Raw genomic sequence first — 24587 nt, 5'->3', positions numbered from 1 at the left:
AAAAGGCCCTGCATAATGCAGGGCCTTCTCACAATACAACTGATGATTAACTCAGAGTTGCATAAAAACAACCAAACCCGGGCAGAGTAACTGTATTATCTGTTAATTCAGCAGTGTGATGTGATAGTTCATTGTGCTGCTGCGTTATTACATCAGTAGTTGTAAATTCAGCGCGTTGTGCACTTAGATTGAACACACATAGCATCTTAGTGCTGTTGAGGCTGCGATAAAATGCAAGTACTGGCTCATCAGTATTAATGAACTCGATGCTTCCTTCTAGCAGTACATCTTTCGCTTTACGCCAAGCCATAAACTCACGGTATGCATTTAGAATGGAGTTGTTGTCATCATCTTGTGCGCTTACAGCAACTGCTTTGTGCTGCTCACCCACAGGTAACCACGGCTTTGTTGTAGAAAACCCCGCTTGCTCTATATCACTTGCATCCCATGGCATAGGGGTGCGGCAACCATCTCGACCTTTAAAATTAGGCCAAAAAGTTATCCCGTATGGGTCTTGTAGGTCTTCAAATGCAACCTCTGCTTCGCCTAATCCAAGCTCTTCGCCTTGATACATGCATACACTACCGCGAAGTGATGCAAGAAGTGCTGTTAACATTTTGCATTGGTCAGGGTTGATGTTATCCCCTTTGCTCCAGCGACTCGCAACACGCTCAACATCGTGGTTGCTAAACGCCCAACATGGCCAGCCTTCTGTCATTCGTTCTTCAAGTGTACTTACTGTGTTACGAATATACTCAGCGCTGTAATCGTTTGTTAGTAATTCAAAGCTATATCCCATATGAAGCTTATCGCCACCCGATGTATATTCAGCCATTGTTGCTAGTGAGTCTTCAGATGAAATTTCACCAAGGGCTACTGTGCCAGGGTATTTATTTAATAACGCACGGATATCCTGCATAAAGCTTAAGTTTTCAGGTTGTGTATTATTGTAATAGTGGTACTGGAATGCATATGGATTGTCTTCGCTAAAGCCTCGACCTTGACGTTTCTCAGGTGGCTTAGCGGGGTTGTCGCGTAATAATGCATCATGGTAGCAGAAGTTAATGGCATCTAAACGAAAGCCATCTACGCCTTTTTTCAGCCAAAACTCAACGTTATCAAGGACGGCTTTACGCACTTCAGGGTTATGGAAGTTTAGATCTGGCTGTTCAGCAAAAAAGTTATGTAAATAATATTGCCCTCTACGTGGCTCCCATTGCCATGCAGGACCACCAAAAATAGACAGCCAGTTATTTGGTTGAGTACCGTCAGGTTTTGCGTCAGCCCACACGTACCAATCAGCTTTATCATTATTTTTATCTTCACGGCTATCGAGAAACCACTGGTGTTGATCTGAAGTGTGGCTCAATACCTGATCGATGATGATTTTAATATTGCGCTCATGCGCTTGGGCAATTAATTCATCAAAATCGTCTAGGTTACCGAAAATAGGATCGATATCGCGGTAATCACTAATGTCGTATCCGAAGTCCTTCATGGGTGATTTAAAAAAAGGTGAAACCCAAATAGCATCCACACCCAAGCTTTTAATGTAATCAATGCGATCAATGATACCTTTGATATCACCAATGCCGTCGCCATTGGTGTCTTGGAAACTGCGCGGATAAACCTGATAAATAACCGCACCTTTATACCACTGCTTTTGAGCCATGTTTTTCTCCATCGTGACACTCAGTGTATGTAAACCCTAGGGCAACGCGTATTAATATGTTGCCAGAATGTCAAAAGCATACGTGAAGGGTGGGATGCTGTAAAAACTCTGCATACGTATGCACGGTAATTTCATCTGCCAGCGTTGTAAAACTAAGGGATTGAGTCCACTTTTACAGCGATTATTTTTAAGAGTAAATTATTTACCAATTTTTGCCGTTTAGAGTGATACCAAACAACGCGCCTACGTGGTGCATAATTTAATTGGCTTTCACCATAAAGGTGCAAAATGTTTTTGGTAAGACCAATTAACACTTTGCGTTCGTTTACCTTTTTTAAATGACATTCAACTTTTATATAAACTAGGTAGAGGCGTGCTCCATACGTATTTGTGCCCAATACAATACGACGTTGGATAAAAAATGTTTCATTCACATTTGACGTCTCTGTTTTATAAATAAACGATTAATAAACAATGCATTACAACATCTGCGTGTAAATTTGTTGTTAATTTTTGTTTGCATCGTCTAGTCTGAATACGTATGCATAAATTTGTTAAGAAAATAATCTGAGCGTTAATATTCGTGTTGACAACAAAATCAGTCAGCGATTAACAGCTATTGCTATCATGAATAACTGCAAGGCGTTGACATTACAATTTGGGTAATGGGAAAACATCATGTCTATGTTCAAACCAAGTATATTAACTCTGGCTTTAACAGCCGCAGGTTTAAATAGCTTTGTAGCGTATGCTGCAGAAGAAGACCAAAAAACAAAAAACGATAACGTTGAAGTTATCGAAGTAAAAGGTTTTCGTGGCAGTGTTGTAGAATCTATTAACACGAAACGCTTCACTCCTGAAGTTGTTGAGTCAATCTCAGCAGAAGATATCGGTAAATTACCTGATTCATCAATTGCAGAATCAATCGCACGCCTTCCTGGCCTTACAGCACAACGTCTAGATGGTCGTGCTAGTCGCGTAAGTGTGCGTGGTTTCAGTGAAAACGAAAGTGCAACAACATTTAACGGTCGTGAGCAAGTATCAATTGGCGATAACCGCGGTGTTGAGTTTGACCTTTACCCATCAGAAATAATGAGCGGTGTAACGGTATACAAAACACCAAGCGCAGGTATCGAAGCGGAAGGTATTGCTGGTGTAATCGACATGCAAACTGTTAAGCCTTTAAGTAAAGGCGAGCAAGTTATCATGTTTAATGGCCAATATGAGCAAACAGGTTTTGATAAATTAAACCCAGACGGTGACGATAAAGGTTTCCGTGGTACGGTTTCATACATTGATCAGTTTGCTGATGACACCATCGGTGTTGCATTTGCTTACAACACAATGAGCTCACCTAACCAAGAGAAACGCTGGAATTCATGGGGCTACCCAGATAAAAAGGTTGAAGGTTACACAGATACCTATTCAATGTTAGGTGGTGCAAAGCCGTTTGTTCGGTCATCAACGCTTGAGCGTGATTCAGCAATGCTCGTTATTGAAGCAGCACCGAATGACCGCTTAAATATGACATTCGATGCATTGTATGTTGATTTTTCTGATGAGAAAATCCTACGTGGTATTGAGGTGCCATTTGGTTGGGGTCAAGGCTCAATGTCAGCTGAAGAAATTCCAGCAACAAATTTGGTTATTGATGAAAATTCTGGTTTTATCACTAGTGCAGTAACAGAAGGTCAACGTGTTGTTGTTCGTAATGACTATGAAGAGCGTAATGCAGAACTAACTCAGTTTGGTTTCAATACTAAATACGATATTAATGACGAATGGTCAGTTGAGTTTGATGCGAGTCGTTCAGAAGTTGAGCGTCAAATTTGGAGTATAGAGAGTTATTCAGGTACAGGCCGCGGTAATGATCGTGGTGTGGCAGATAATATAGGCTATGTATTTGATGGCGGTAACACTGGTGCACAGTTCTCTCATGAACTTGATTACAGTGACTACGATCTAATTCAGTTAGGAGGCCCACTATCTTGGGGTGAAAGTAAACCACTTAACTTAAAATACGGCCTAGTCGATGCCGATGGTAATGATATTTCCGGTTATAAACATCAGGCACAAGATGGTTTTATCAATGCACCTGAAATTAATGATGAACTAAGCACATTGAAACTTGCTGCAAGCAAAGTCCTCGATAACGCGTATATTAGCCGCGTGTCATTTGGTATGTCATATCGTGATCGTGAGAAGAGCAAAGAGTCAGAAGGGTACTTCATGACATTAGCAGGTTTCTCGCTCGACAATCCAGGGATGATGATTGTTCCTGAGGAATATCGTTTAGGCAGCGCAAGCTTAGACTTTATTGGTATGGGTGACATGATTGCTTATGATACAAATGCGCTTGTTGAGGATGGCTACTATGATTTATTCCGTGAAAGTTTAAATGACTCAAAGCATTTAACTCGCTCTTGGACAGTTCAGGAGGAAGTAACCGCGTTCTTCGCTCAAGCTGATATCAATGCAGAAATAGGCTCAATCCCTGTGACAGGTAACATTGGTGTTCGCTATGTTAAAACTGAGCAGTCTTCGCAAGGTTTTGCTGCGAATACAATTGATGGTGAAGTTGTTGTCTCTCCTACAGATATTAGCCATGACTACAGCCACTTTTTGCCAAGCTTAAACTTATCGTTTGCAATTGATGAAGAGCAAACTGTACGTTTCGGCGCTGCGAAAACGATTTCTCGTGCTCGTTTGGATGAAATGAATGCATCTGTAAGTGCATCATATAATCAGCAACCTGATGATAATGGAAACTACTGGAGTGTCTCAGGGGGCAACCCAGAACTTGAGCCTAAAGAAGCAACTGGCTTTGACTTAAGCTACGAAAACTACTTCCATGAAGAAGGGTACTTTGCTGCTGCAGTTTTCTATAAAGATATCACGCAATGGATTTTTGACGGTAAGTACGAAATCGATATGAGTGGTGTGGCGGACCCATCTACGGGTGAAATTCCTTCGAATTCAACTGGTACCGGTTCTGGTAAAGTAAATGGTGGCTCTGGTGACCTTTGGGGTTATGAGCTTTCATTAACACTGCCATTTACAATGTTCAGTGAATCACTGGATGGTTTTGGTTTAATCGCAAGCCATACTGGTGTTGAGCAGGATATTACAGACCCAAATGGTAATGAGTATGAATTACCAGGGTTATCTGATCAAATTGATAGCTTAACAGTGTACTTTGAGCGCAACGGTTTCCAAGCACGTACTAGCATGCGTAAGCGTAGCGACTTTAAAGGTGATATTTATGGAGCAGGATTTGCAACCACACAAGTTGATATCAAAGGCGAAACAATTTGGGATGCTCAAATCGGCTATGATTTTGCAGAAGCCGGTATCCAAGGTCTCGAAAACTTGAGTGTTACATTCCAAGTGCAAAACATCACAGAAGAGCCGTTCACGTCTCTACAAGGTGATAACGCACTGCAAGTACGTGATTACCAAGACTACGGTCGTACATTCCTGTTAGGTTTCAGCTACAAGCTGTAATTAGCTTAAACAGCGATAGAAAATTGCCCTTGTGATTTGTTTTACAAGGGCTTTTTTATATCAGTGGGCTACACTCAATGAATTGAAATTGGTGTTAGGTGTACTATGGAAGCAAAAAAAATAACAAAAGTTGTGATTGCCGGTGGTGGAACTGCTGGGTGGATCACCGCCGCACTACTCAACAAAGTGCTTGGAAAATCACTTGATATTACTCTCGTTGAATCTGCCGAAATTGGCACTGTTGGCGTTGGTGAGGCAAGTATTCCCCCTATTTTGCATTTAAATGGGGCTCTTGGTATTTCAGAAAAAGAATTTATCAAGGCGACTGGTGCAACCATTAAACTGGGGATAGAGTTTGAAAACTGGCGTAGCCAAGGGCACAGTTATATGCACGCTTTTGGCGAAATAGGTAAGGACTTCCCGTTTTGCGCATTTTATCATTTTTGGTTGAAAGCAAACCAAACACAAAACGCCCCTGACTTTTGGGATTTCTCTCTCAACTACCAAGCTGCAAAAGCGCATAAATTTGCCCATCTCAAAAACATTCCTAATACCCAATTAGTGGGCTTACATTACGCGTATCATTTTGATGCGACACGCTATGGTGAATTTTTAAAAGAATTAGCCCAATCGCGGGGGGTTAATCGCATTGAAGGAAAAATAGAAACGATAAGTCAATGCGATCAAACAGGGTCTATCAATGCGTTAAAGCTAGAAGATGGTAGCCTGATTGAAGGGGACTTATTTATTGATTGCACCGGCCTGCGAGCATTACTTATAGAGCAAACGCTGAATACGGGGTTTGAAGATTGGTCGCACTGGTTACCGTGTGATAGCGCTGTAGCTGTCCAAAGTGAGTCTGCAAGCAACGCCATTCCCTATACCCGCTCTATCGCTAGAGAGTCAGGTTGGCAATGGCAAATTCCACTCCAACATCGTGTTGGTAATGGCTTGGTGTATTCAAGTCGATATCTATCAGATGAAAATGCAAAACAGCAGCTGCTAAACAACTTGCCAGCTAAGCCCTTAACTGAGCCACGAATTATTAAATTTAAAACGGGTCGACGCTTAAAGCAGTGGCATAAAAATGTAGTATCGATTGGCTTATCGAGTGGTTTTTTAGAGCCCTTAGAGTCAACCAGTATTCATTTAATTCAAAGTGCAGCTATCCGGTTGATTAAGTTTTTTCCACATCAAGGTATTACGCAAAACTTAGTGGATGAATTTAACAAACAAAGTAAAACAGAATTTGAGCGAATTCGTGACTTTATTATTCTCCACTACAAACTTACAGAGCGAGACGACAGTCCATTTTGGCGTCTTTGTAAGGGCATGGATATTCCAAGCAGCCTTGCTAAGAAAATAGCACTATATAAAACCAGCGGTAAGCTAGTGCGTGAAGACGATGAGTTATTTGCCGAAGTCGCGTGGCAACAAGTGTTGATAGGGCAAGGCCTGATTGCTGAAGATTATCATCCTTTAACAAATGCCTTAACAGATAATCAGCTTAATGAGCTATTTAGCAATTTAAAAACCTTGATTAATAGCACGGTTGAGCAGCTGCCCAGCCACAGTGAATTTTTAGAAAAAATACAAAATTAATGATGAAAAAAACACATACAATTTTTGCAGTAAGCACCGTATTAACGTTTTTAAATTCGACAGCGAGTTATGCAATCACTGCCTCACCAGAAAGCTGGTGGGTGGGCATGCAGAACGAATCGTTACAAGTTATGCTTCACGAGGGCAACATTGCGAAACAAACTTGGCAGATGTTGCCTTACAAAGGCGTTGAGTTTAAGGGGGTTACAACAACGAATAATGCTAACTACGCATTTCTGAATTTAAACATCAGCGATAATGCAAAAGCAGGTGAACTTAGCTTTAAAGCGTCGGATGGAACTGTCTTTACATATCGGTTAAATACCCGCAATAAAAACAGTGCAAAGCGCCCAGGATTTACAAATAAAGACACGCTGTACTTAATAAATCCTGACCGATTTGTTAACGGTGATCCAACGAACGATAGTATTGCTTCAATGCAAGAGGCAGCAAACCCTGAGTTTAAGGGCGGTCGCCATGGCGGTGATATTCAAGGTGTGATTAATAGTCTTGAATACCTAGAAAATTTAGGCGTCACTCAACTTTGGCTAACACCTGTACTTGAAAATAATATGCCAAGTTACTCTTATCATGGGTATGCAATCACAGATTTTTACAAGGTCGACCCGCGTATGGGCAGTAATGAGCTCTATAAAACGCTATCAGTGAAAGCAAAAGAGCATGGTATCGGTTTAGTGATGGACATGGTTCTTAATCACTTTGGTTCATCGCACCAGTGGATGTCTGATATGCCAACAGCTGATTGGGTTAGCTTTGATGGTCAGTTTGAAAAAGGTAAAAATGCCACAACGCATGCCCGTCAAACAATTCAAGACCCACATGCGAGCCAATACGATAAGCGCCAATTTAATGATGGTTGGTTTGTTGAGTCGATGCCTGATTTAAATCAGCGTCAACCGTTATTGTCGACTTACCTTATTCAAAATGCCATTTGGTGGATTGAATACGCTAACTTGAGCGGCATTCGCGTCGACACGTATTCATACTCAGATAAAGCGTTCTTAGCAGATTGGACTAAAGCGATTATGACCGAATACCCCAATTTTAATATTGTGGGTGAAGAGTGGACAAGTAATCCTGCAATTGCATCGTACTGGCAACGCGGAAAAATAAATCAAGATGGTTATACCTCAGACTTACCCAGTGTAATGGATTTTTCATTGCAAGAGGCGCTTATTAAAGCACTGAATGAACAAGAAAGCTGGAACACGGGCTGGGTCAGGGTATACCAATCACTTGCGAATGATTTTTTATATGCAGATACCGATAATATTTTAGTGTTTGCCGACAATCACGATATGAGCCGTGTCTATACAGAGCTGGGTCAAAATCTAGCTAAAACAAAATTGGCAATGACATTACTGTTGACTACACGCGGAATTCCACAAATTTATTACGGCACAGAGGTGCTATTAGATAATACCCCAAGTAACGACCATGGCGATATTCGAATTGATTTCCCGGGTGGTTTTAGAGCACATACAGTCAATGCCTTTACCGGTGAAGGACTCTCTAAAGACCAAAAAGACATGTTAAGCACAATGCAAACATTGCTGAAGCTGCGCAAAGAAAAGCCCGCGCTTAGTGAAGGGAGTTTAATGCATTTTTCACCTAAGCAAGGTGTTTACAGCTATGTGCGCGAGCACAATGGTGAAAAAGTTGTGGTGTTATTGAATAAAAACCTACATGACCTTGAGTGGGATGTCAGTTATATGCAAGAAGTACTTAAAAACACTCAAACGGGGGTCGACTTAATGAGCAACGAATCTGTTACTTTAACTGTGCCTATTCGCTTAAAAGCCATGCAAGCACGCTTAATTGAACTTGAATAATTGTGAGTTTTAGGGTGAATACGTATGCATTTACTGTCCGTGAGTAGCCCTTAACATTAGTATTAACTGATATTTACAGAATAATGAAGTAGTGATGACAACATATAAATTAACTGCATTAGTCGTGGCTTCAATTTTAGGTTTAGCAGCCTGTGGTAATGAAGCAACAACACAACAGCACACACAAAAACAGCAAACACATGCAACAGTCTCGAAGCCCGTCGTGTATCAGGTGTTTACCCGCTTATTTGGTAATACAAACACCACAAATAAACCATGGGGGACGCTTGAAGAAAACGGAGTGGGTAAATTTGCTGATTTTGATGACGCAGCATTAAAGGGAATAAAAGAGCTTGGTACTACCCACATTTGGTACACTGGCGTACCACGTCATGCGTTAGTGACTGACTATACACACTACGGCTTATCGCAAGATGATCCTGACGTTGTAAAAGGCCGAGCAGGTTCACCTTATGCTGTTAAAGACTATTATGATGTAAACCCTGACTTAGCGATAAACCCTGAACGTCGGCTAGAAGAGTTTGTAGAGCTTATCGAACGTACGCATCAGCATGGCATGAAAGTCATCATCGATATTGTGCCTAATCATGTGGCGCGTAATTATGACTCAGTAGCAAAACCAAAAGGAATTAAAGACTTTGGTGCTGAAGACGATACAACACAAGCTTACGTACGTGATAACAACTTTTACTATGTCACAGGCCAATCATTCCAAGTACCTACAAGTGAAGATTACCAAGTTTTAGGTGGGCAGCCACACCCACTTGCTGACAATCACTTTGATGAAACGCCCGCTAAATGGACGGGTAATGGAGCTCGCGAAGCAAAACCAGATATTAATGATTGGTACGAAACAGTAAAAATTAACTACGGTGTTAAGCCTGACGGCAGTTATGATTTTCCAACGTTGCCAGCTGATTATGCGAGTAAAGACTACCGCGCTCACTATGCATTCTGGCAAGACAAAGACTTACCAAATAGCTGGTATAAATTCCGTGATATCGCGCTTTACTGGTTAGATAAAGGCGTGGATGGTTTTCGCTATGATATGGCCGAAATGGTGCCAGTGGAGTTTTGGAGTTTTTTAAATTCATCTATCAAAATGCAAAAAGCGGATGCGTTTATTTTAGCTGAAGTGTACAACCCAAGCCTTTATCGTCCTTATATTCAGCAAGGCAAGATGGACTACCTTTACGACAAAGTTGGTTTTTACGATACCGTTAAAGCTGTTATGCAAGGTAAGCAACCTGCCACTAGTATTTTTGATATCCAAAGCGAAGTGGCCGATATTGAAGAGCACATGCTGCACTTTTTAGAAAACCATGATGAGCAACGTATTGCTAGTCCTGATTTTGCGGGTAGCAGCGAAAAAGGGAAGCCAGCTATGGTGGTATCAACACTGATGACTCGCTCGCCGACATTACTGTATTTTGGCCAAGCAGTGGGTGAAGATGGCTCTGAAGACGCTGGATTTGGTGACCCAACCCGTACCAGTATTTTTGATTACGTGGGTGTGCCAGCGCATCAAGCATGGATGAATGATGGAAAGTTTGATGGTGGGGCATTAACGAAAGAACAAGCAGAACTGCGCGCCTATTACACAAAACTAATGTCACTTAATACGTTACCTGCCATTGTGGGCGGTGACATGCAAGCAGTTGAGCTAACTGGTTCAGAGCAAGTAATAGCCTTTACCCGCAAGCTAGGTCAGCAATTGGTGTTGGTAGTGAGTAACTTCTCACAAGCGTCTCAAACTGTGTCATTTACACTTAATGCAACGCAACTCCCCACGCGTAATCACACGTCACTTACCCTTACCGATAACTTAGAAAGTCATGCCGACATTGTTATTTCTGACCTAACAAAACAGGCGCCCATTCAATTAAAACTGAACGGCTTAAGCAGCGCAGTATATACCCTAAAGGCTGATTATGAATAATAACAAACCAACGCTAAGCTTCTGGCAAATATGGAACATGTGTTTTGGGTTCCTCGGTATCCAATTTGGTTTTGCATTACAAAATGGTAATGTGAGCCGCATTTTTCAAACCCTTGGCGCGAATGTTGATGACATCCCTATTTTGTGGGTTGCCGCACCGCTAACAGGCTTAATTGTTCAGCCTATTATTGGCTACTGGAGCGACAAAACATGGAATAAACTAGGCCGTCGTCGTCCATTCTTTTTCTACGGTGCAATTTTAACAACGTTATCGTTATTTATTATGCCAAATTCGCCCAGCCTGTGGATTGCTGCGGGAATGCTATGGATTATGGATGCCTCTATTAATGTCACTATGGAGCCTTTCCGTGCGCTGGTAAGCGACAACCTACCTAAGAAGCAACGTGCAACTGGTTATGCCATGCAAAGCTTTTTTATAGGTATTGGTGCGGTTGTTGCCTCTGCTTTACCGTGGATGATGACAAACTGGTTTGATATTGCTAACACTGCACCTGCGGGTCAAATTCCTGATTCGGTAAAGTTTTCATTTTACTTTGGTGCAGTTGTACTTCTTGTTGCCGTTTTTTGGACCATATTTACCACCAAAGAATATTCACCAGAACAGCTTGAAAGCTTTAATGAACATGAACACAGCGACGCACAGAACGCCACTCACAGTAATGTAAACTTTAATAAAGGTGCGGTTATTTTTACTGTGCTTGGTATCGTGGTGCTGGGCATTGTTACGGGGTTATCACTTGAAAAAGAGCTTTATTTATTAGCGGGTGGTTTAATTAGTTTTGGTGTTATTCAATTCATTGCGGGAGCGTTAAAAGCTAAAAATGCAACCTCGGGTGGCTTTTATCAAGTAGTAAATGATGTATTCACAATGCCTGAGGCAATGAAGCAACTGGCTTTAGTGCAATTTTTTAGCTGGTTTTCACTGTTTGCTATGTGGATTTATACAACCTCAGCGGTAACCAGCTTTCATTACGGCAGTAGTGACACAGGCTCACTGGCTTATAACAACGGAGCCGATTGGGTTGGGGTTTTGTTTGCAGCGTACAACGGGTTTGCAGCCATTGCAGCATTATGTATCCCGGTCATCGTTAAGAAGTATGGTTTAAAACTGGCGCATGCAATCAATCTAGTGCTGGGTGCCTTGGGACTTGCCAGCTTTATCTTTATTAAAGACCCCAGTCTACTTATTTGGCCCATGATAGGAGTAGGCTTTGCATGGGCATCTATTTTATCACTGCCGTATGCCATGTTAAGCACCTCTGTACCCACTAAAAAAATGGGGGTATACATGGGGATTTTCAACTTTTTTATCGTTATCCCACAGTTACTTGCGGCGAGTGTTTTAGGCTTGATTTTACGCCACTTCTTCGATAACCAACCCATTTATGCGTTAGTGCTAGGTGCTGTGTCGCTCGTACTGGCAGCGTTCGCTGTACTTCGCGTTAAGCAACAATAATAAGGACACACAATGAAAAAAATTAATCTTATTACGGCAAGTTTTATTGCTTTAGGTTTAACGGCTTGTAGCTCTGAGCAATCTGTATCAACAACAGCGTTAACGCAGATTTCAGCCCCGGGCGCGCCCGGTGTTGAGCCATTTTGGGCTTATTCAGGTAAAACAGGTATTGGCACATCCTATGAGCAATATAAAGCGGATCATTATGATGATTCAGCTGCGACTGGTAAAGTGTCAAAAGTGTGGTTTTCAATTGCCAAAGGCATGATCACTGAAACCATGTTTGGTCTTATTCACCAAGCACAAATTAAAGATATGCAATTTGTTGTGGTAGGCAAAGATTTTACTGTGACAGAAAATGATGATCTTGATGTCAGCATTGATTATCTATACAAAGATGAAGCAGGTCGGCCACTTTCACTTGCCTATAAAGTGGTAAGCAAAGATAAGCAAGGTCGTTTCTCTTTAGAAAAGCATATTTTCACTGATCCAAACGGTCAAACTCTGTTTGTACGCAGCGTATTTAATACCGATTTAGAAGGCGTTAAAGCCTATGTGAATGTGAACCCTTATATTGATAATAACGGCCTAGACGATTTTGCTAAAGTAACTGATAAAGGCTTAGTCGCATGGCAAGACGATAATTTCTTATCACTGCAAGCTAGTCAGCCATTCAAACAGGCAACGGTTGGTTTTACGGGCATAAGTGACGGTTTAAAAGAACTTAAAATGTCGCAATCACTTGGCACAACGTACCAAAATACCGGTGAGCAATCGGGTAACGTTAGTTTACTTGCTGAACTGGGTGATATTTCAACTAATACAACATTCGATTTAGCACTAAGTTTTGGTCAATCAGAAGCTGCGAGCCTAAAAGAAGGTCAAGCAAGCTTAAGTCAAGGTTACCAAAAGTTACTAGATGCCTATAACGGTAAAGGTGATGCAATTGGTTGGCAAGATTACTTAGCAAGCCTTGAGCCCCTTAGCACATTAACTAGCAGTACCGCTGATAATGGCAAATTACTTTATACCAGTGCCATGGTATTAAAGGCGCAAGAAGATAAAACACATGCGGGGGCACTAATTGCGTCGTTATCAAACCCATGGGGTGAAACGGTCTCAGCTAAAACAGGCTCTACAGGCTATAAAGCAGTCTGGGTACGTGACTTTTATCAGGTGGCTATGGCGTTTATGGCCATGGGCGATACTAAAACAGCTAAGACAGCCTTTGAATATTTAGAAAAAGTACAAGTTACCGCTCGGACTCCTGGTAATGGGGGAGACACTGGTTGGTTTTTACAAAAAACACACGTTGATGGTGAACTTGAATGGGTTGGTGTGCAACTTGACCAAACGGCTATGCCAATTATGCTTGCATGGAAACTTCATCAAGCCGACGTACTTAGCGACCAAGAGTTAACACAGTGGTATGGCAAAATGCTCAAACCAGCGGCTGACTTTTTGGTAGATGGTGGCCTTGCAAAGATTCTGTGGAATGATACACAAATCACCCCACCCGCAACGCAGCAAGAGCGCTGGGAAGAACAAAACGGTTACTCTCCTTCTACGACTGCTGCTGTTGTAGCGGGCCTAGTTACTGCTGCTGATATTGCCAAAAAAGCAGGTGATACTAAAAACGCAGTGCGTTACTTAGAAACCGCTAAGCAATACAATAGTGAAATCGAAAGCACCATGTTTACCACGCAAGGTAACCTAAAATCAGACAATGCCGATGGAGAATATTTCATTCGTATTGGCCAAGATAAAGATCCAAACTCATCGACCACGCTTAATGCGAATAATGGTCGTGATGGCTTCGACAAAAAGCAAATTCTGGACGGAGGGTTTTTAGAGCTGGTTCGCTACGGTGTTCGTGATGCGCTTGCACCAAGCATTGTAAAAACGCTTCCAGAATATGATGACGAAAGCTTAATTGATAACCTACAAGTGCGCTATACCTTTAACTTTGCTGATGGCTCTGGGTCATTCCCAGGCTACCGTCGTTATGGTAATGATGGTTACGGCGAAGACGAAGTAACGGGCAATAACTACGCAGAAGGGGGGAATAATACCCCAGGTCAGCGTGGGCGAGTATGGCCGTTTTTCACGGGTGAACGCGGTCACTATGAAATTGCCGCAGCAAATGCCAGCAATAGCTTAAATGCGATGAAACAAAACACGATCAAAAACACGTATGTAAAAGGCATGGAAGCATTTGCTAATGAAGGCATGATGTTACCTGAGCAAGTGTGGGATGGTGTTGGTAACAATAAAGCTGGCTATGAGTTAGGCGAAGGGACGAACTCAGCGACACCACTTGCGTGGACGCATGCAGAGTACATTAAATTACTTCGCTCTTTAAGCGATAAGCATGTGTGGGATCATTACCCTGTTGTCGAAGATGCTTTGAAGTAAATTGAGCATTTAAATATTAAAATTAAACCGCTGAGCTTTAACCCTCAGCGGTTTTTTTATTTATCAGTTCAGCAAAATGATTGTGCCTTATAAACCTGCTTTTTTTGCTCGCGCTGCGTGCAACTTTTTGTAGCTGTCGATTAAACGCTGATGTCTGTCTAAGCCTTCAAGTTTCATACTTGTTTCGGTTAAACCATAAAACATAACATCCCCATTAATCGAGCCAACCACGGCGTCCATGGTTTCTTGACCAAACATACGCGTAAAGTTGTGAATGTAATCTTCAATTTCTAGGTCATCGCTAAGCGCAACTTCCAGTGTTGCATGCATCGCTTGATAAAATAGACCTCGTTCAACAAGGGTATTGTCGTTGTATTGTAAAAAGGCTTCAACTAACTCCATAGCCGCTTCTAAATCACCCAATGCTAGGTAAATTAATAACTTAAGCTCAAGAATTGTTAATTGACCCCACACCGTATTTTCGTCAAATTCGATACCAATTAGCGTAATGATATCGATATAGTTATCTAACTCACTTTCTTCTAATCGCTCAACTAAATCAGCAAGTTGATCTTCAGTTAGACGGTGCAGATTTAAAATATCTTCACGGAAATTTAAGGCTTTATTAGTGTTATCCCAAATCAAATCTTCGACTGGGTAAACTTCAGAATAATCAGGGACTAATATACGACACGCAGTACCAAGATCTGAGAACTCTGCAATGTAGGCTTCTTTACCTAAGCGTTCTAAAATACCGAATAAGCTTGCGGTTTCTTCTTCGTTTGTGCCTGAGAAATCCCACTCCACAAACTCAAAATCATACTTCGCACTAAAGAAGCGCCATGAAATAACCCCTGTTGAGTCAATAAAGTGCTCAACAAAATTTTCTGGCTCCGACACGGCCATGCTATTAAAGGTCGGTTTAGGAACATCGTTTAAGCCCTCAAAGCTTCTACCTTGTAACAGCTCTGTAAGGCTGCGCTCTAATGCGACTTCAAAACTTGGGTGCGCGCCAAACGAGGCAAATACACCGCCTGTTTTTGGGTTCATTAGCGTGACACACATAACCGGAAATTGACCACCCAGTGATGCGTCTTTAACAACAACAGGAAAGCCTTGTTCTTCAAGGCCTTTAATGCCAGCAACAATGCTTGGGTATTTATTTAAGACTGCGTCAGGTACATCTGGAAGAGCAATTTCTTGCTCAATTATTTGGCGTTTAACGGCCCGTTCAAAAATCTCTGACAAACACTGTACTTTTGCTTCTGCAAAGTTATTACCCGCACTCATACCATTGCTTAAGAATAAATTTTCAATCAAGTTTGATGGAAAATAAACAGTTTCACCATCTGAATGGCGCACATAAGGAATAGAGCAAATTCCGCGCGCTGTGTTACCTGAATTAGTATCAATTAGGTGAGAGCCACATAATTCGCCATCGGGGTTATAGATGTCGCGCGTGTAGTCGTCTAATATACCTTCAGGCAGGGAGTCATCGTCGGTTAGGCTGAACCATTTTTCATTTGGGTAATGAACAAATGCGCTGTTTGCTATTTCTTCACCTAAAAATTGATCATTATAGAAGAAGTTACAATTTAAACGTTCTATAAACTCACCAAGCGCAGAGCACAGTGCGCTTTCTTTGGTTGCGCCTTTACCATTGGTAAAACACATAGGCGATGCGGCGTCACGAATATGCAACGACCATACATTTGGCACAATATTGCGCCAAGATGAAATTTCTATTTTCATCCCTAAGTCTTCGAGTATCGCGGTCATATTCGCGATGGTTTCTTCAAGCGGTAAGTCTTTGCCTAAAATAAAGGTGTTATGATCTTCATCAGGTTTTGCCATTAACATTGCTTGCGCATCGGCTTCAATGTTTTCTACGGTATCAATTTTAAATTCAGGGCCTGTCTGAATAACACGTTTTACTGTACAACGCTCTACTGAGCGCAAAATACCCGTGCGATCTTTTTCGGATAGGTGCTCTGGTAACTCGACTTGAATTTGAAATATTTGATTGTAACGATCCTCAGGATCAACAATATTATTTTGTGCAACACGAATACCATCCGTCGAGATATCACGAGAGTTACAATACACTTTAATAAAATAAGCGGCGCACAGTGCAGAAGACGCTAAGAAATAATCAAAAGGACTTGGTGCTGAACCATCGCCTTTATAGCGTATAGGTTGATCTGCGATGACAGAGAAGTCATCAAACTTGGCTTCAAGTCTGAGGTTGTCGAGAAAATTAACTTTAATTTCCATTAAAAAATTCCACCTTAGTGCGCTTAGCTACTACAAACTTTAAAAGCTTGCTAATAGCGTTTTCATCATAATAGGTATAATTATCTGCTTTTTCGCGGTAATAGTCTTGGGTAAATCGAAAAAAAAGCCATTTTAATGGTGGTTGAATTGTCAGTGAATGAAAATGGCTAGAGATTGACTCGCTTAAGAGCCCTTATCTAGCGATTTAAATACTTGAACCTCGAATGATTAAACGCGGCGGGAGTAGGGTGTTCTCAACCGGTTCACCTCGAATTAGTTTTAAAAGGTTATCAACTAACATTTGCCCTGCGAGTGTGGTGTCTTGCTGTACTGTTGTAAGCGGTGGATTAACAAAACTTGCAACAGCAATATTATCAAACCCTACAACATGAACATCGTCGGGCACGTTGATTTTTGCTTCTTTTAAAGCCCGAATAGCACCAATAGCAATTAAGTCACTCGCAGCAAACAGCGAGTTAAAGCGAATATTATTAGCAATCAGTGAACGAGTGGCATGGTAACCTGACTCTTCGGTAGAAATTGCATTGGCCATTTTTCGTTCGCTAAGAGTAATCCCTTTTGCCAAAAAGGCATCTTTAAAACCGTGGTAGCGAGCAAAAAATTCAGGGCTATGGTCTGATGCATCACCTATAAAAGCACAATCGGTGCGACCGGTTGCCAGTAAATGCTGCGCCGCCATTTTTCCGCCACCATAATTATCACAGCTAACCGTTAAGTCAGGGCGGTTATCTACACTGGCTCCCCAACAAACAAACTTGGTGTTTTGCTCAATTAAGGTTCTAAACTTGGGTTGATAGTCTAAGTAGTCGCCATAGCCAAGTAATATAAGGCCATCAGCGCGGTGACTATCTTCATAGTCGGCTTGCCAATCAGAGCTACTTGACTGAAAGGAGACCAATAAATCGTAGCCTTCTTTTGCGCAAGCACGCGTAATACTGCCAAGCATGGCCAAAAAGAAAGGATTTATTTGTGACTCATCCGATGTAGGATCTTCAAAGAGTAACAGCGCGAGGGTACTGCTTTGTTGCGTGCGCAAGTTACTGGCGTTTTTATCTACTTTATAATTAAGCTGTTTTGCGACCTCGTGTACTCGCCGACGTGTTTCTTCGTTGACCAGCGGACTATTTCTGAGTGCGCGAGACACGGTTGACTGAGACACACCCGCATAGTGTGCAATGTCAAATGATGTAGCCTTACCTTTCATATGGTTACCAAGTTACAGTGTCAGTGAGTGCCATTTTCGGCTATTTATTATTTTTTTCAAGCAATTTGTGATGAGTCACACAGCAAAGCGAAATACGTTAATAAGCAAGCATTTATTTTACTTTTTATCCATACCTACACTGTCATTTTAGTGAATAAATACGTATGCATGGGTAAATAATGAAAATTTTTATTGATTCAAAGCTGACACCGGTGTCATAATGTCACTGTTTTATCATTTTGTTGTCAAAACGTATTTGGCTGCCCATTTATTTGGGCAGCATTTTTTTAATACTAAAGATAGCTGCTTTGAGAGGATAGCTCAAAGTATTATCAAATACAGTGGCTAGGCCATTGAAAAATATAAGAATAAGCGGCAAAAAGCTTAGACAAATAGAGAAAACAACATGAACACACAGCCTAACACAGAATTTGATCCCATTCTCGTTGCCGATATTGGTGGCACTAATGCGCGTTTTGCCTTAATCACAGACTTTAACAAACAAACAAATCAATTCGTTATCGAGCAAAATCTTAAATTTCCAAGCGCAGATTTTGGTTCACTTGAAAGCGCCATATCACATTATTTTAATCATATTTCGTATGCAAAACCGTCGCGAGCATGTTTAGCCGTTGCGGGTCCAATTAAAGCTGGACAAGTACACCTTACTAACTTAGGTTGGCACTTTAGTGTTGCCGACCTTAAAAATGAATTTGCTTTTACGCAATTAGAAGTCATTAATGACTTTGCTGCTTTTGCGTATGCTGCACCTTATTTAGATGATTCAAAAAATGTTGCAGTGAAAGCTGGACAAGCTGATGACAATGCAAATATTGCTGTCATGGGACCCGGTACGGGTTTTGGTGCTGCTTGTTTAGTGAGAACGTCGCAGGGCAGTGCTGTATTAAGCTGTGAAGCAGGGCATATTACGCTTGCGGCAGTGACCGAACTTGACCGTGAGTTAATTAAAGAGCTTAAAAAGCAATTAAACCATGTATCTGTAGAAACTGTTTTCTCAGGTCCAGGCATTGCCCATTTATATCGCGCAATGGCCGCTGTTAAAGGTATTGAAGCTAAAAACCTTGATGCGGCGCAAATAAGCGAGCTGGCAAGCACAGGCCAGTGCGAAGTATGCGAAGCCACACTTAACCAGTTCTGTGATTGGATTGGCAGTGTTGCGGGTGATCTTTCACTTACATTTGGCGCCTTAGGGGGTGTATTTATTGGTGGTGGGATTTTACCTCGTATGCAACAACGGTTATTATCTAGTCGATTTGTTGAGCGTTTTGCTGATAAAGGTATTATGTCGCAATATACGTCGCAAATCCCTGTTACGCTTGTAACACAAGACAACATTCCACTGGTTGGTGCTGCTGCGTGTTTACATGTAAATAGTAACGCGTAACCAAGGAGTGTCGTTGGATGAGTATCGGATGAAAAAAGTAACCATTAATAGTGTCGCCAGCTACGCCGGTGTTTCTAAAAAAACAGTGTCTCGTGTGCTCAATAATGAGCCAAACGTGAGTGATGCTACACGCGAAAAAGTACTAAAAGTATTTAAAGAGCTTGATTACACACCAAACCCTATCGCACGAGGGTTAGCGCAGAACCGTAGTTTTATTATTGGTTGCTTATACGATAATCCAAGTAAGAGTTATATCACGCGGGTACAAACAGGTGCGTTAGCTGCGTGTCATGAACACAATTATAATTTGTTGATTCACCCGTGTGAATTACGTGGTGAAGAGCTGATCAGTAATATAGAACAGTTACTTCAAACATCACGACTTGACGGGATTGTTCTAACGCCTCCATTTTCAGATTTTGCTGAACTTGTTACATTTTTAAAATCGAAAAAAATTCCGTATGCCCGTGTTGCATCAGCCGTGCTAGAGGATGATTCTATTTCTGTACGCAGTAATGATGAGCAAGGTGCTTTTGAAATAACAGAACATTTAATTAAGCTCGGCCACAAAGAAATTGCGTTTATTAAAGGTCACCCGGATCACAGTGCGACAGAGCAGCGCTTTAAAGGTTATCGTCGCGCACTTGCTACTAATGGCATTGAGTTTAACGAGCGTTTAGTCGAAGAGGGTAACTTTAGTTACCATTCAGGTGTTGATAGTGCGCGCACTATTTTAGATTTAAGCCCACGTCCGACTGCTGTTTTTGCATCAAATGATTACATGGCTGCTGCGGTTCTTAAATTAGCAACACAAATGCAGCTAAAAGTACCCGATGATATCTCGATAGCAGGGTTTGATAATGCCCCCATTGCGCGTCATATTTGGCCTGGTTTAACCACCATTGCTCAACCAGTCGAAGAAATGACACACCAAGCAGTAACACAATTAATTAGCCATATTAGTGAGCCACAGGAGTCACCATATCAAGTGACTTTGGAAGCAAAATTGATTACTCGTGAGTCAACGGCAGCAATTAAATAAATTTCATCTTGTTTTTCACAGTAGCCCGAAATTGAGTGACGCTTTTTCGGGCTTTTTTATTTGATCTATAAACCGTTCATATAAAACATCTAATATATTGTTTATTAATAAGTTAACTCTAATTAGTGTCATCATTCAATAAATCTCTTTCTCATGATTTTGCATGAATTCTATTCATACTAAGCTAAAATAGTACTGTTCATTATTTGGTCATTTTAAAAAATTAAACTAAATTTAACAGATAGGGTTGACACCGGTGTCACAGTCATGAGTTAATACAGTGACACCGGTGTCAGGTTGGTTGTGAGAGACAGCCTGTCAGCGTACCTTTGAACGGGTAAATCAAAGATGCTCAGTGCAATTATTTTCGTGGAGTCTTTAATTGTCACTGAGCCTTTATCCTCTAACTATAGAGATGAGTCGAATTTATATGTTGCATCCTCGTATTCAAGAAGTCACCGAACGCGTTATCGAACGCAGTAAAGAGACCCGCCAAGCTTATTTAGAGCGAATCGCGCACGCAAAAAAACAAACAAGAGTCCGTGCCGGTTTAGGTTGTGGTAATATCGCCCATGTTATGGCTGCCTGTAGCAGTGATGACAAAGCTCGTTTAAAAGCAGATGAGCAACCTAATTTAGCGATTATCAATTCTTATAACGACATGCTTTCAGCGCATGTGCCTTACAAAGATTATCCTGAAATCATCAAAAACCTTGCTACCAAGTATGATGCAACCGCTCAAGTTGCTGGTGGCGTACCAGCCATGTGTGACGGTGTTACGCAAGGTCGTGATGGTATGGAATTGTCATTGTTTTCACGCGATGTGATTGCAATGTCTACTGCGGTTTCTTTATCACATGATGTGTTCGACGGTGTTTTCTGTTTAGGTGTGTGTGACAAGATTGTCCCAGGGCTATTAATTGGTGCGTTATCTTTTGGTCACTTACCTACGTATTTCTTGCCAGCAGGGCCAATGCAGTCTGGCATCCCTAACAAAGAAAAAGCCCGTGTTCGTCAAAAGTTTGCTCAAGGTTTGGTTAGTCGTGAAGAGCTTTTAGAAGCTGAAAGCGCGTCATACCACAGTGCAGGTACTTGCACATTCTACGGCACGGCAAACTCTAACCAAATGTTAATGGAAATTATGGGTCTTCACCTTCCAGGTAGCTCATTCATTAACCCTTACACAGAGCTTCGTGATGGTTTAACAGGCCATGCTGTTGAAACAATGTTGAAACAGTTAATTGAAACGAAAGATGCAAACTGTCTAGCCGACGTCGTCAGTGAAAAAACGATCATTAATGGTCTTGTAGGCTTGCTTTCTACAGGTGGCTCTACAAACCACGCGATTCACTTAGTGGCTATTGCTAAAGCGGCAGGTGTGATCCTGACGTGGAAAGACATGTCTGACTTGTCAGAGGTTGTGCCTCTGCTTACACGTATCTACCCGAACGGTTCAGCCGATGTGAACCATTTCCAAGCTGCTGGCGGCATGGGCTTCTTAATGAAGCAGCTATTAAGCAAAGGCTACCTACATAACGATGTAAAAACCATAGTAGGTGATGGCTTAGAGGCCTATACAACTGAGCCAATGCTAGATAAAGATACTTCAGTGATCATGACGGATAGCTCAGGGCCAAGCAAAGTGAAATGGGTTGCATGTCCAGAAAAATCACACGACGAAGAAGTATTACGCCCAATTGATAATCCATTTAGCAAACAAGGTGGCTTACAACTATTAACGGGTAATCTGGGTAAAGCGGTTATTAAAGTATCAGCGGTTGCAGAGTCGCACCAAGTTGTATCTGCACCAGCTAAAGTATTCAGCTCGCAAGGTGAGCTACAAGAAGCGTACAGCCGTGGTGAACTTAACACCGACTTTATTGCTGTTTTAAAAGAGCAAGGGCCAAAAGCAAAAGGGATGCCTGAGCTTCATAAGCTCACACCTGTGATGGCAACGTTACAAGACCAAGGTTACAAAGTGGCTATCGTAACAGACGGCCGTATGTCGGGTGCGTCAGGTAAAGTGCCTGCAGCCATTCACTTAGCACCAGAAGCGGTTGAAGGCGGTGTGATTGCTAAAATTCACGAAGGTGATTTGATAACGCTTGATGCACCGGCGGGTGTATTAAAGGTACATATAAGTGATGAAGAATTAGCAAAACGTGAATTACAACTTAGCCAACCGAGCCAAACATACGGTACAGGCCGAGAGTTATTCGCAGGTTTCAGAAATATAGTAAGTAGTGCAGACCTTGGCGCAAGCGCCTTCGGTTTAGAATAATAATACGCCGTTACTGGGCTATGAGGAACATACAATGAGCATTGAGAAAATTTTATCATCGGCACCTGTGGTACCGGTTGTTGTAATCGAAAAACTTGAAGATGCAGCACCGCTAGCACGCGCGCTTTATAACGGCGGCTTAAAAGCATTAGAAATCACCTTGCGCACACCGATTGCGGCAGAGGCAGTAAAGCTAATGAAAGAAGCCGTACCAGAAGCATACGTAGGCACAGGTACTGTGGTTGATAAAGCGACATTTAATGCATCTGTTGAAGCCGGTGCTGACTTTATGGTGAGCCCAGGTGTAAACGACGAATTATTAGCACTGGCTAAAGAGTCTGACATTCCATTTTTACCCGGTGCCGCAACCCCCAGTGAAGTGATGAAGTTAGTAAGCCATGGCTTTAAGTTCTTAAAGTTCTTCCCTGCAGAAGCAGCGGGCGGCACCGCGATGCTCAAATCAATTGGCGGTCCTTTACCGCAAGTGACTTTTTGCCCTACAGGTGGCATTAGCCTTGAAACCGCACCTAACTACCTTGCATTAAGTAATGTTATTTGTGTGGGTGGTACGTGGATGTTAGATAAACAACTTATTGAAAACAAAGACTGGCAAGCCATTGAAGCGCTTGCTCGCCAAGCAAGTGAAGTAAAATAATTAACGGGAGATATTAGAATGATTAATGTTGCAATTAATGGCTATGGACGTATCGGTCGTAACGTATTACGTGCCCTTTATGAGTCAGCTCAAAACAACGAAATCAAAATCGTTGCCATCAACGATTTAGCACCAGCAAATGTTAACGCGCATTTAACGCAATTTGACTCAGTACACGGTCAATTTTCTCAAAAAGTAACACTTGCTGAAAACACCATGTTAATTGGTAACGACGAAATTACCCTGACACAAGAACGTGATCCTGCCAACTTACCGTGGAAAGCACTAAACGTAGATATCGTTTTAGAATGTACTGGCTTATTCACATCGCGCGAAGCTGCTGCAAAGCACATTGAAGCGGGCGCTAAAAAAGTGATCGTATCTGCACCCGGTACTGATATGGATGCGACGGTTGTTCACGGTGTGAACAGCGACGTATTAAACGCTGACAGCAACATCATTTCAAACGCATCGTGTACAACAAACTGTCTAGCGCCAATTGCAAAAGCAATCAACGACACAGTGGGTATTGAGCAAGGTAGCATGACAACCATTCATGCTTATACAAATGATCAAAATCTATCTGACGTTTATCACCCAGACTTATACCGTGCGCGTAGTGCGACACAGTCAATGATCCCAACGAAAACAGGGGCTGCTAAAGCCGTTGGTTTAGTACTTCCTGAACTCGCGGGTAAACTTGACGGTATGGCAGTGCGTGTACCGACAATTAACGTGTCTTTAGTAGACTTAACATTTGTTGCTAAGCGTGAAACAACAGCCGCTGAAATCAACGAAGTAGTTAAAGCCGCATCAGAAGGTGCAATGCAAGGTATTCTTGAGTACAACGAATTACCGCTTGTTTCTATCGACTTTAACCACAATCCAGCGTCTTCAATATTCGATTCTACGCAAACTAAAGTAGATGGTAAGCTTGTTAAAGTGATGGCTTGGTACGACAATGAGTGGGGTTTCTCAAACCGCATGCTAGACCAAGTTAAAGCGCTAGGTAAGTTCTTATAATAGAACCGTAAAAGTTTAAGCTTTATCCAACAAAGCCACGTTTATCGTGGCTTTTTTGATTTTCGGCCCTAAACCACCTACTTCAGTAGGTGGTTATCATCATTTAGGCTTTGCCTGAAAAAATACTCATGTTAATTCCTTACTTGATTTTTAGCGAAGTCATATAAGGAAAAAACATGAGTAGATACGAGAAAGCATC

At 41.8% G+C, this 24587-nt stretch carries 14 protein-coding genes; 11 read left to right on the top strand and 3 right to left on the bottom strand.

Annotated features, from left to right (window positions below; genetic code table 11):
* Positions 1-46: 46 nt before the first annotated feature.
* Complete coding sequence (locus JIG41_RS10095; protein WP_036968853.1) at positions 47-1672, bottom strand: alpha-glucosidase family protein; 1626 nt, start codon at positions 1670-1672, stop codon at positions 47-49.
* Between the two features lie 678 nt (positions 1673-2350).
* Between JIG41_RS10095 and JIG41_RS10090 the strand changes: the two genes are divergently transcribed.
* The 6 genes from JIG41_RS10090 (at position 2351) to JIG41_RS10065 (ending at position 14483) form a co-directional block, all read left to right on the top strand.
* Positions 2351-5176 (top strand): TonB-dependent receptor, encoded by a 2826-nt coding sequence (locus tag JIG41_RS10090; protein ID WP_199524681.1) that lies wholly within the window; start codon positions 2351-2353, stop codon positions 5174-5176.
* Between the two features lie 105 nt (positions 5177-5281).
* A complete protein-coding gene (locus JIG41_RS10085) occupies positions 5282-6778 on the top strand; it encodes a tryptophan halogenase family protein (RefSeq protein WP_199524680.1) in 1497 nt (498 codons plus the stop codon).
* Positions 6779-6780: 2 nt separating this feature from the next.
* Positions 6781-8631, top strand: coding sequence for an alpha-amylase family glycosyl hydrolase (locus JIG41_RS10080; RefSeq protein ID WP_199524696.1), 1851 nt, complete (start codon positions 6781-6783; stop codon positions 8629-8631).
* A 94-nt stretch (positions 8632-8725) separates the two neighbouring features.
* A complete protein-coding gene (locus JIG41_RS10075) occupies positions 8726-10591 on the top strand; it encodes an alpha-amylase family glycosyl hydrolase (protein ID WP_199524679.1) in 1866 nt (621 codons plus the stop codon).
* On the top strand, positions 10584-12068 hold the full coding sequence (locus tag JIG41_RS10070; protein ID WP_199524678.1) for an MFS transporter: 1485 nt from the start codon (positions 10584-10586) through the stop codon (positions 12066-12068). Before JIG41_RS10075 ends, JIG41_RS10070 begins: the two co-directional genes overlap by 8 nt.
* A gap of 12 nt (positions 12069-12080) precedes the next feature.
* Positions 12081-14483 carry a glucan 1,4-alpha-glucosidase gene (locus JIG41_RS10065; protein ID WP_199524677.1) on the top strand — a complete coding sequence of 801 codons (2403 nt, stop codon included), beginning with the start codon at positions 12081-12083 and terminating at the stop codon, positions 14481-14483.
* Positions 14484-14570: 87 nt separating this feature from the next.
* Here the strand turns inward: JIG41_RS10065 and JIG41_RS10060 are convergent, their stop codons facing one another.
* Together JIG41_RS10060 and JIG41_RS10055 are read right to left on the bottom strand one after the other, a co-directional pair.
* A complete protein-coding gene (locus JIG41_RS10060; protein ID WP_199524676.1) occupies positions 14571-16757 on the bottom strand; it encodes an OsmC domain/YcaO domain-containing protein in 2187 nt (728 codons plus the stop codon).
* A 205-nt stretch (positions 16758-16962) separates the two neighbouring features.
* Complete coding sequence (locus JIG41_RS10055) at positions 16963-17982, bottom strand: LacI family DNA-binding transcriptional regulator (protein WP_036968830.1); 1020 nt, start codon at positions 17980-17982, stop codon at positions 16963-16965.
* A gap of 406 nt (positions 17983-18388) precedes the next feature.
* Between JIG41_RS10055 and glk the strand changes: the two genes are divergently transcribed.
* The 5 genes from glk (at position 18389) to gap (ending at position 24388) form a co-directional block, all read left to right on the top strand.
* On the top strand, positions 18389-19387 hold the full coding sequence (gene glk, locus JIG41_RS10050) for a glucokinase (RefSeq protein ID WP_199524675.1): 999 nt from the start codon (positions 18389-18391) through the stop codon (positions 19385-19387).
* A gap of 28 nt (positions 19388-19415) precedes the next feature.
* Positions 19416-20429 (top strand): LacI family DNA-binding transcriptional regulator, encoded by a 1014-nt coding sequence (locus JIG41_RS10045; protein ID WP_036968823.1) that lies wholly within the window; start codon positions 19416-19418, stop codon positions 20427-20429.
* 430 nt (positions 20430-20859) lie between these two features.
* A complete protein-coding gene (edd, locus tag JIG41_RS10040; protein ID WP_199524674.1) occupies positions 20860-22710 on the top strand; it encodes a phosphogluconate dehydratase in 1851 nt (616 codons plus the stop codon).
* A gap of 34 nt (positions 22711-22744) precedes the next feature.
* A complete protein-coding gene (locus tag JIG41_RS10035; RefSeq protein WP_036968816.1) occupies positions 22745-23365 on the top strand; it encodes a bifunctional 4-hydroxy-2-oxoglutarate aldolase/2-dehydro-3-deoxy-phosphogluconate aldolase in 621 nt (206 codons plus the stop codon).
* A gap of 18 nt (positions 23366-23383) precedes the next feature.
* The gene (gap, locus tag JIG41_RS10030) at positions 23384-24388 is read left to right on the top strand and encodes a type I glyceraldehyde-3-phosphate dehydrogenase (protein WP_036968813.1); all 1005 of its coding nucleotides are present in this window, start codon (positions 23384-23386) and stop codon (positions 24386-24388) included.
* Positions 24389-24587: the final 199 nt, after the last annotated feature.

This window comes from Pseudoalteromonas sp. bablab_jr011 (assembly GCF_016464045.1).
GTDB lineage: Bacteria > Pseudomonadota > Gammaproteobacteria > Enterobacterales > Alteromonadaceae > Pseudoalteromonas > Pseudoalteromonas lipolytica.
The sequence above is the reverse complement of the archived record's forward strand: the minus strand, read 5'-3'. Positions and strand labels throughout refer to the sequence as shown.

Coding starts and splice junctions, on each gene's coding strand:
- edd (WP_199524674.1), top strand. CDS start 20,860: ATGTTGCATCCTCGTATTCAAGAAGTCACCGAACGCGTTATCGAACGC.
- JIG41_RS10035 (WP_036968816.1), top strand. CDS start 22,745: ATGAGCATTGAGAAAATTTTATCATCGGCACCTGTGGTACCGGTTGTT.
- glk (WP_199524675.1), top strand. CDS start 18,389: ATGAACACACAGCCTAACACAGAATTTGATCCCATTCTCGTTGCCGAT.
- JIG41_RS10060 (WP_199524676.1), bottom strand. CDS start 16,757: ATGGAAATTAAAGTTAATTTTCTCGACAACCTCAGACTTGAAGCCAAG.
- JIG41_RS10055 (WP_036968830.1), bottom strand. CDS start 17,982: ATGAAAGGTAAGGCTACATCATTTGACATTGCACACTATGCGGGTGTG.
- JIG41_RS10080 (WP_199524696.1), top strand. CDS start 6,781: ATGAAAAAAACACATACAATTTTTGCAGTAAGCACCGTATTAACGTTT.
- JIG41_RS10045 (WP_036968823.1), top strand. CDS start 19,416: ATGAAAAAAGTAACCATTAATAGTGTCGCCAGCTACGCCGGTGTTTCT.
- JIG41_RS10095 (WP_036968853.1), bottom strand. CDS start 1,672: ATGGCTCAAAAGCAGTGGTATAAAGGTGCGGTTATTTATCAGGTTTAT.
- JIG41_RS10070 (WP_199524678.1), top strand. CDS start 10,584: ATGAATAATAACAAACCAACGCTAAGCTTCTGGCAAATATGGAACATG.
- JIG41_RS10075 (WP_199524679.1), top strand. CDS start 8,726: ATGACAACATATAAATTAACTGCATTAGTCGTGGCTTCAATTTTAGGT.
- JIG41_RS10090 (WP_199524681.1), top strand. CDS start 2,351: ATGTCTATGTTCAAACCAAGTATATTAACTCTGGCTTTAACAGCCGCA.
- gap (WP_036968813.1), top strand. CDS start 23,384: ATGATTAATGTTGCAATTAATGGCTATGGACGTATCGGTCGTAACGTA.
- JIG41_RS10065 (WP_199524677.1), top strand. CDS start 12,081: ATGAAAAAAATTAATCTTATTACGGCAAGTTTTATTGCTTTAGGTTTA.
- JIG41_RS10085 (WP_199524680.1), top strand. CDS start 5,282: ATGGAAGCAAAAAAAATAACAAAAGTTGTGATTGCCGGTGGTGGAACT.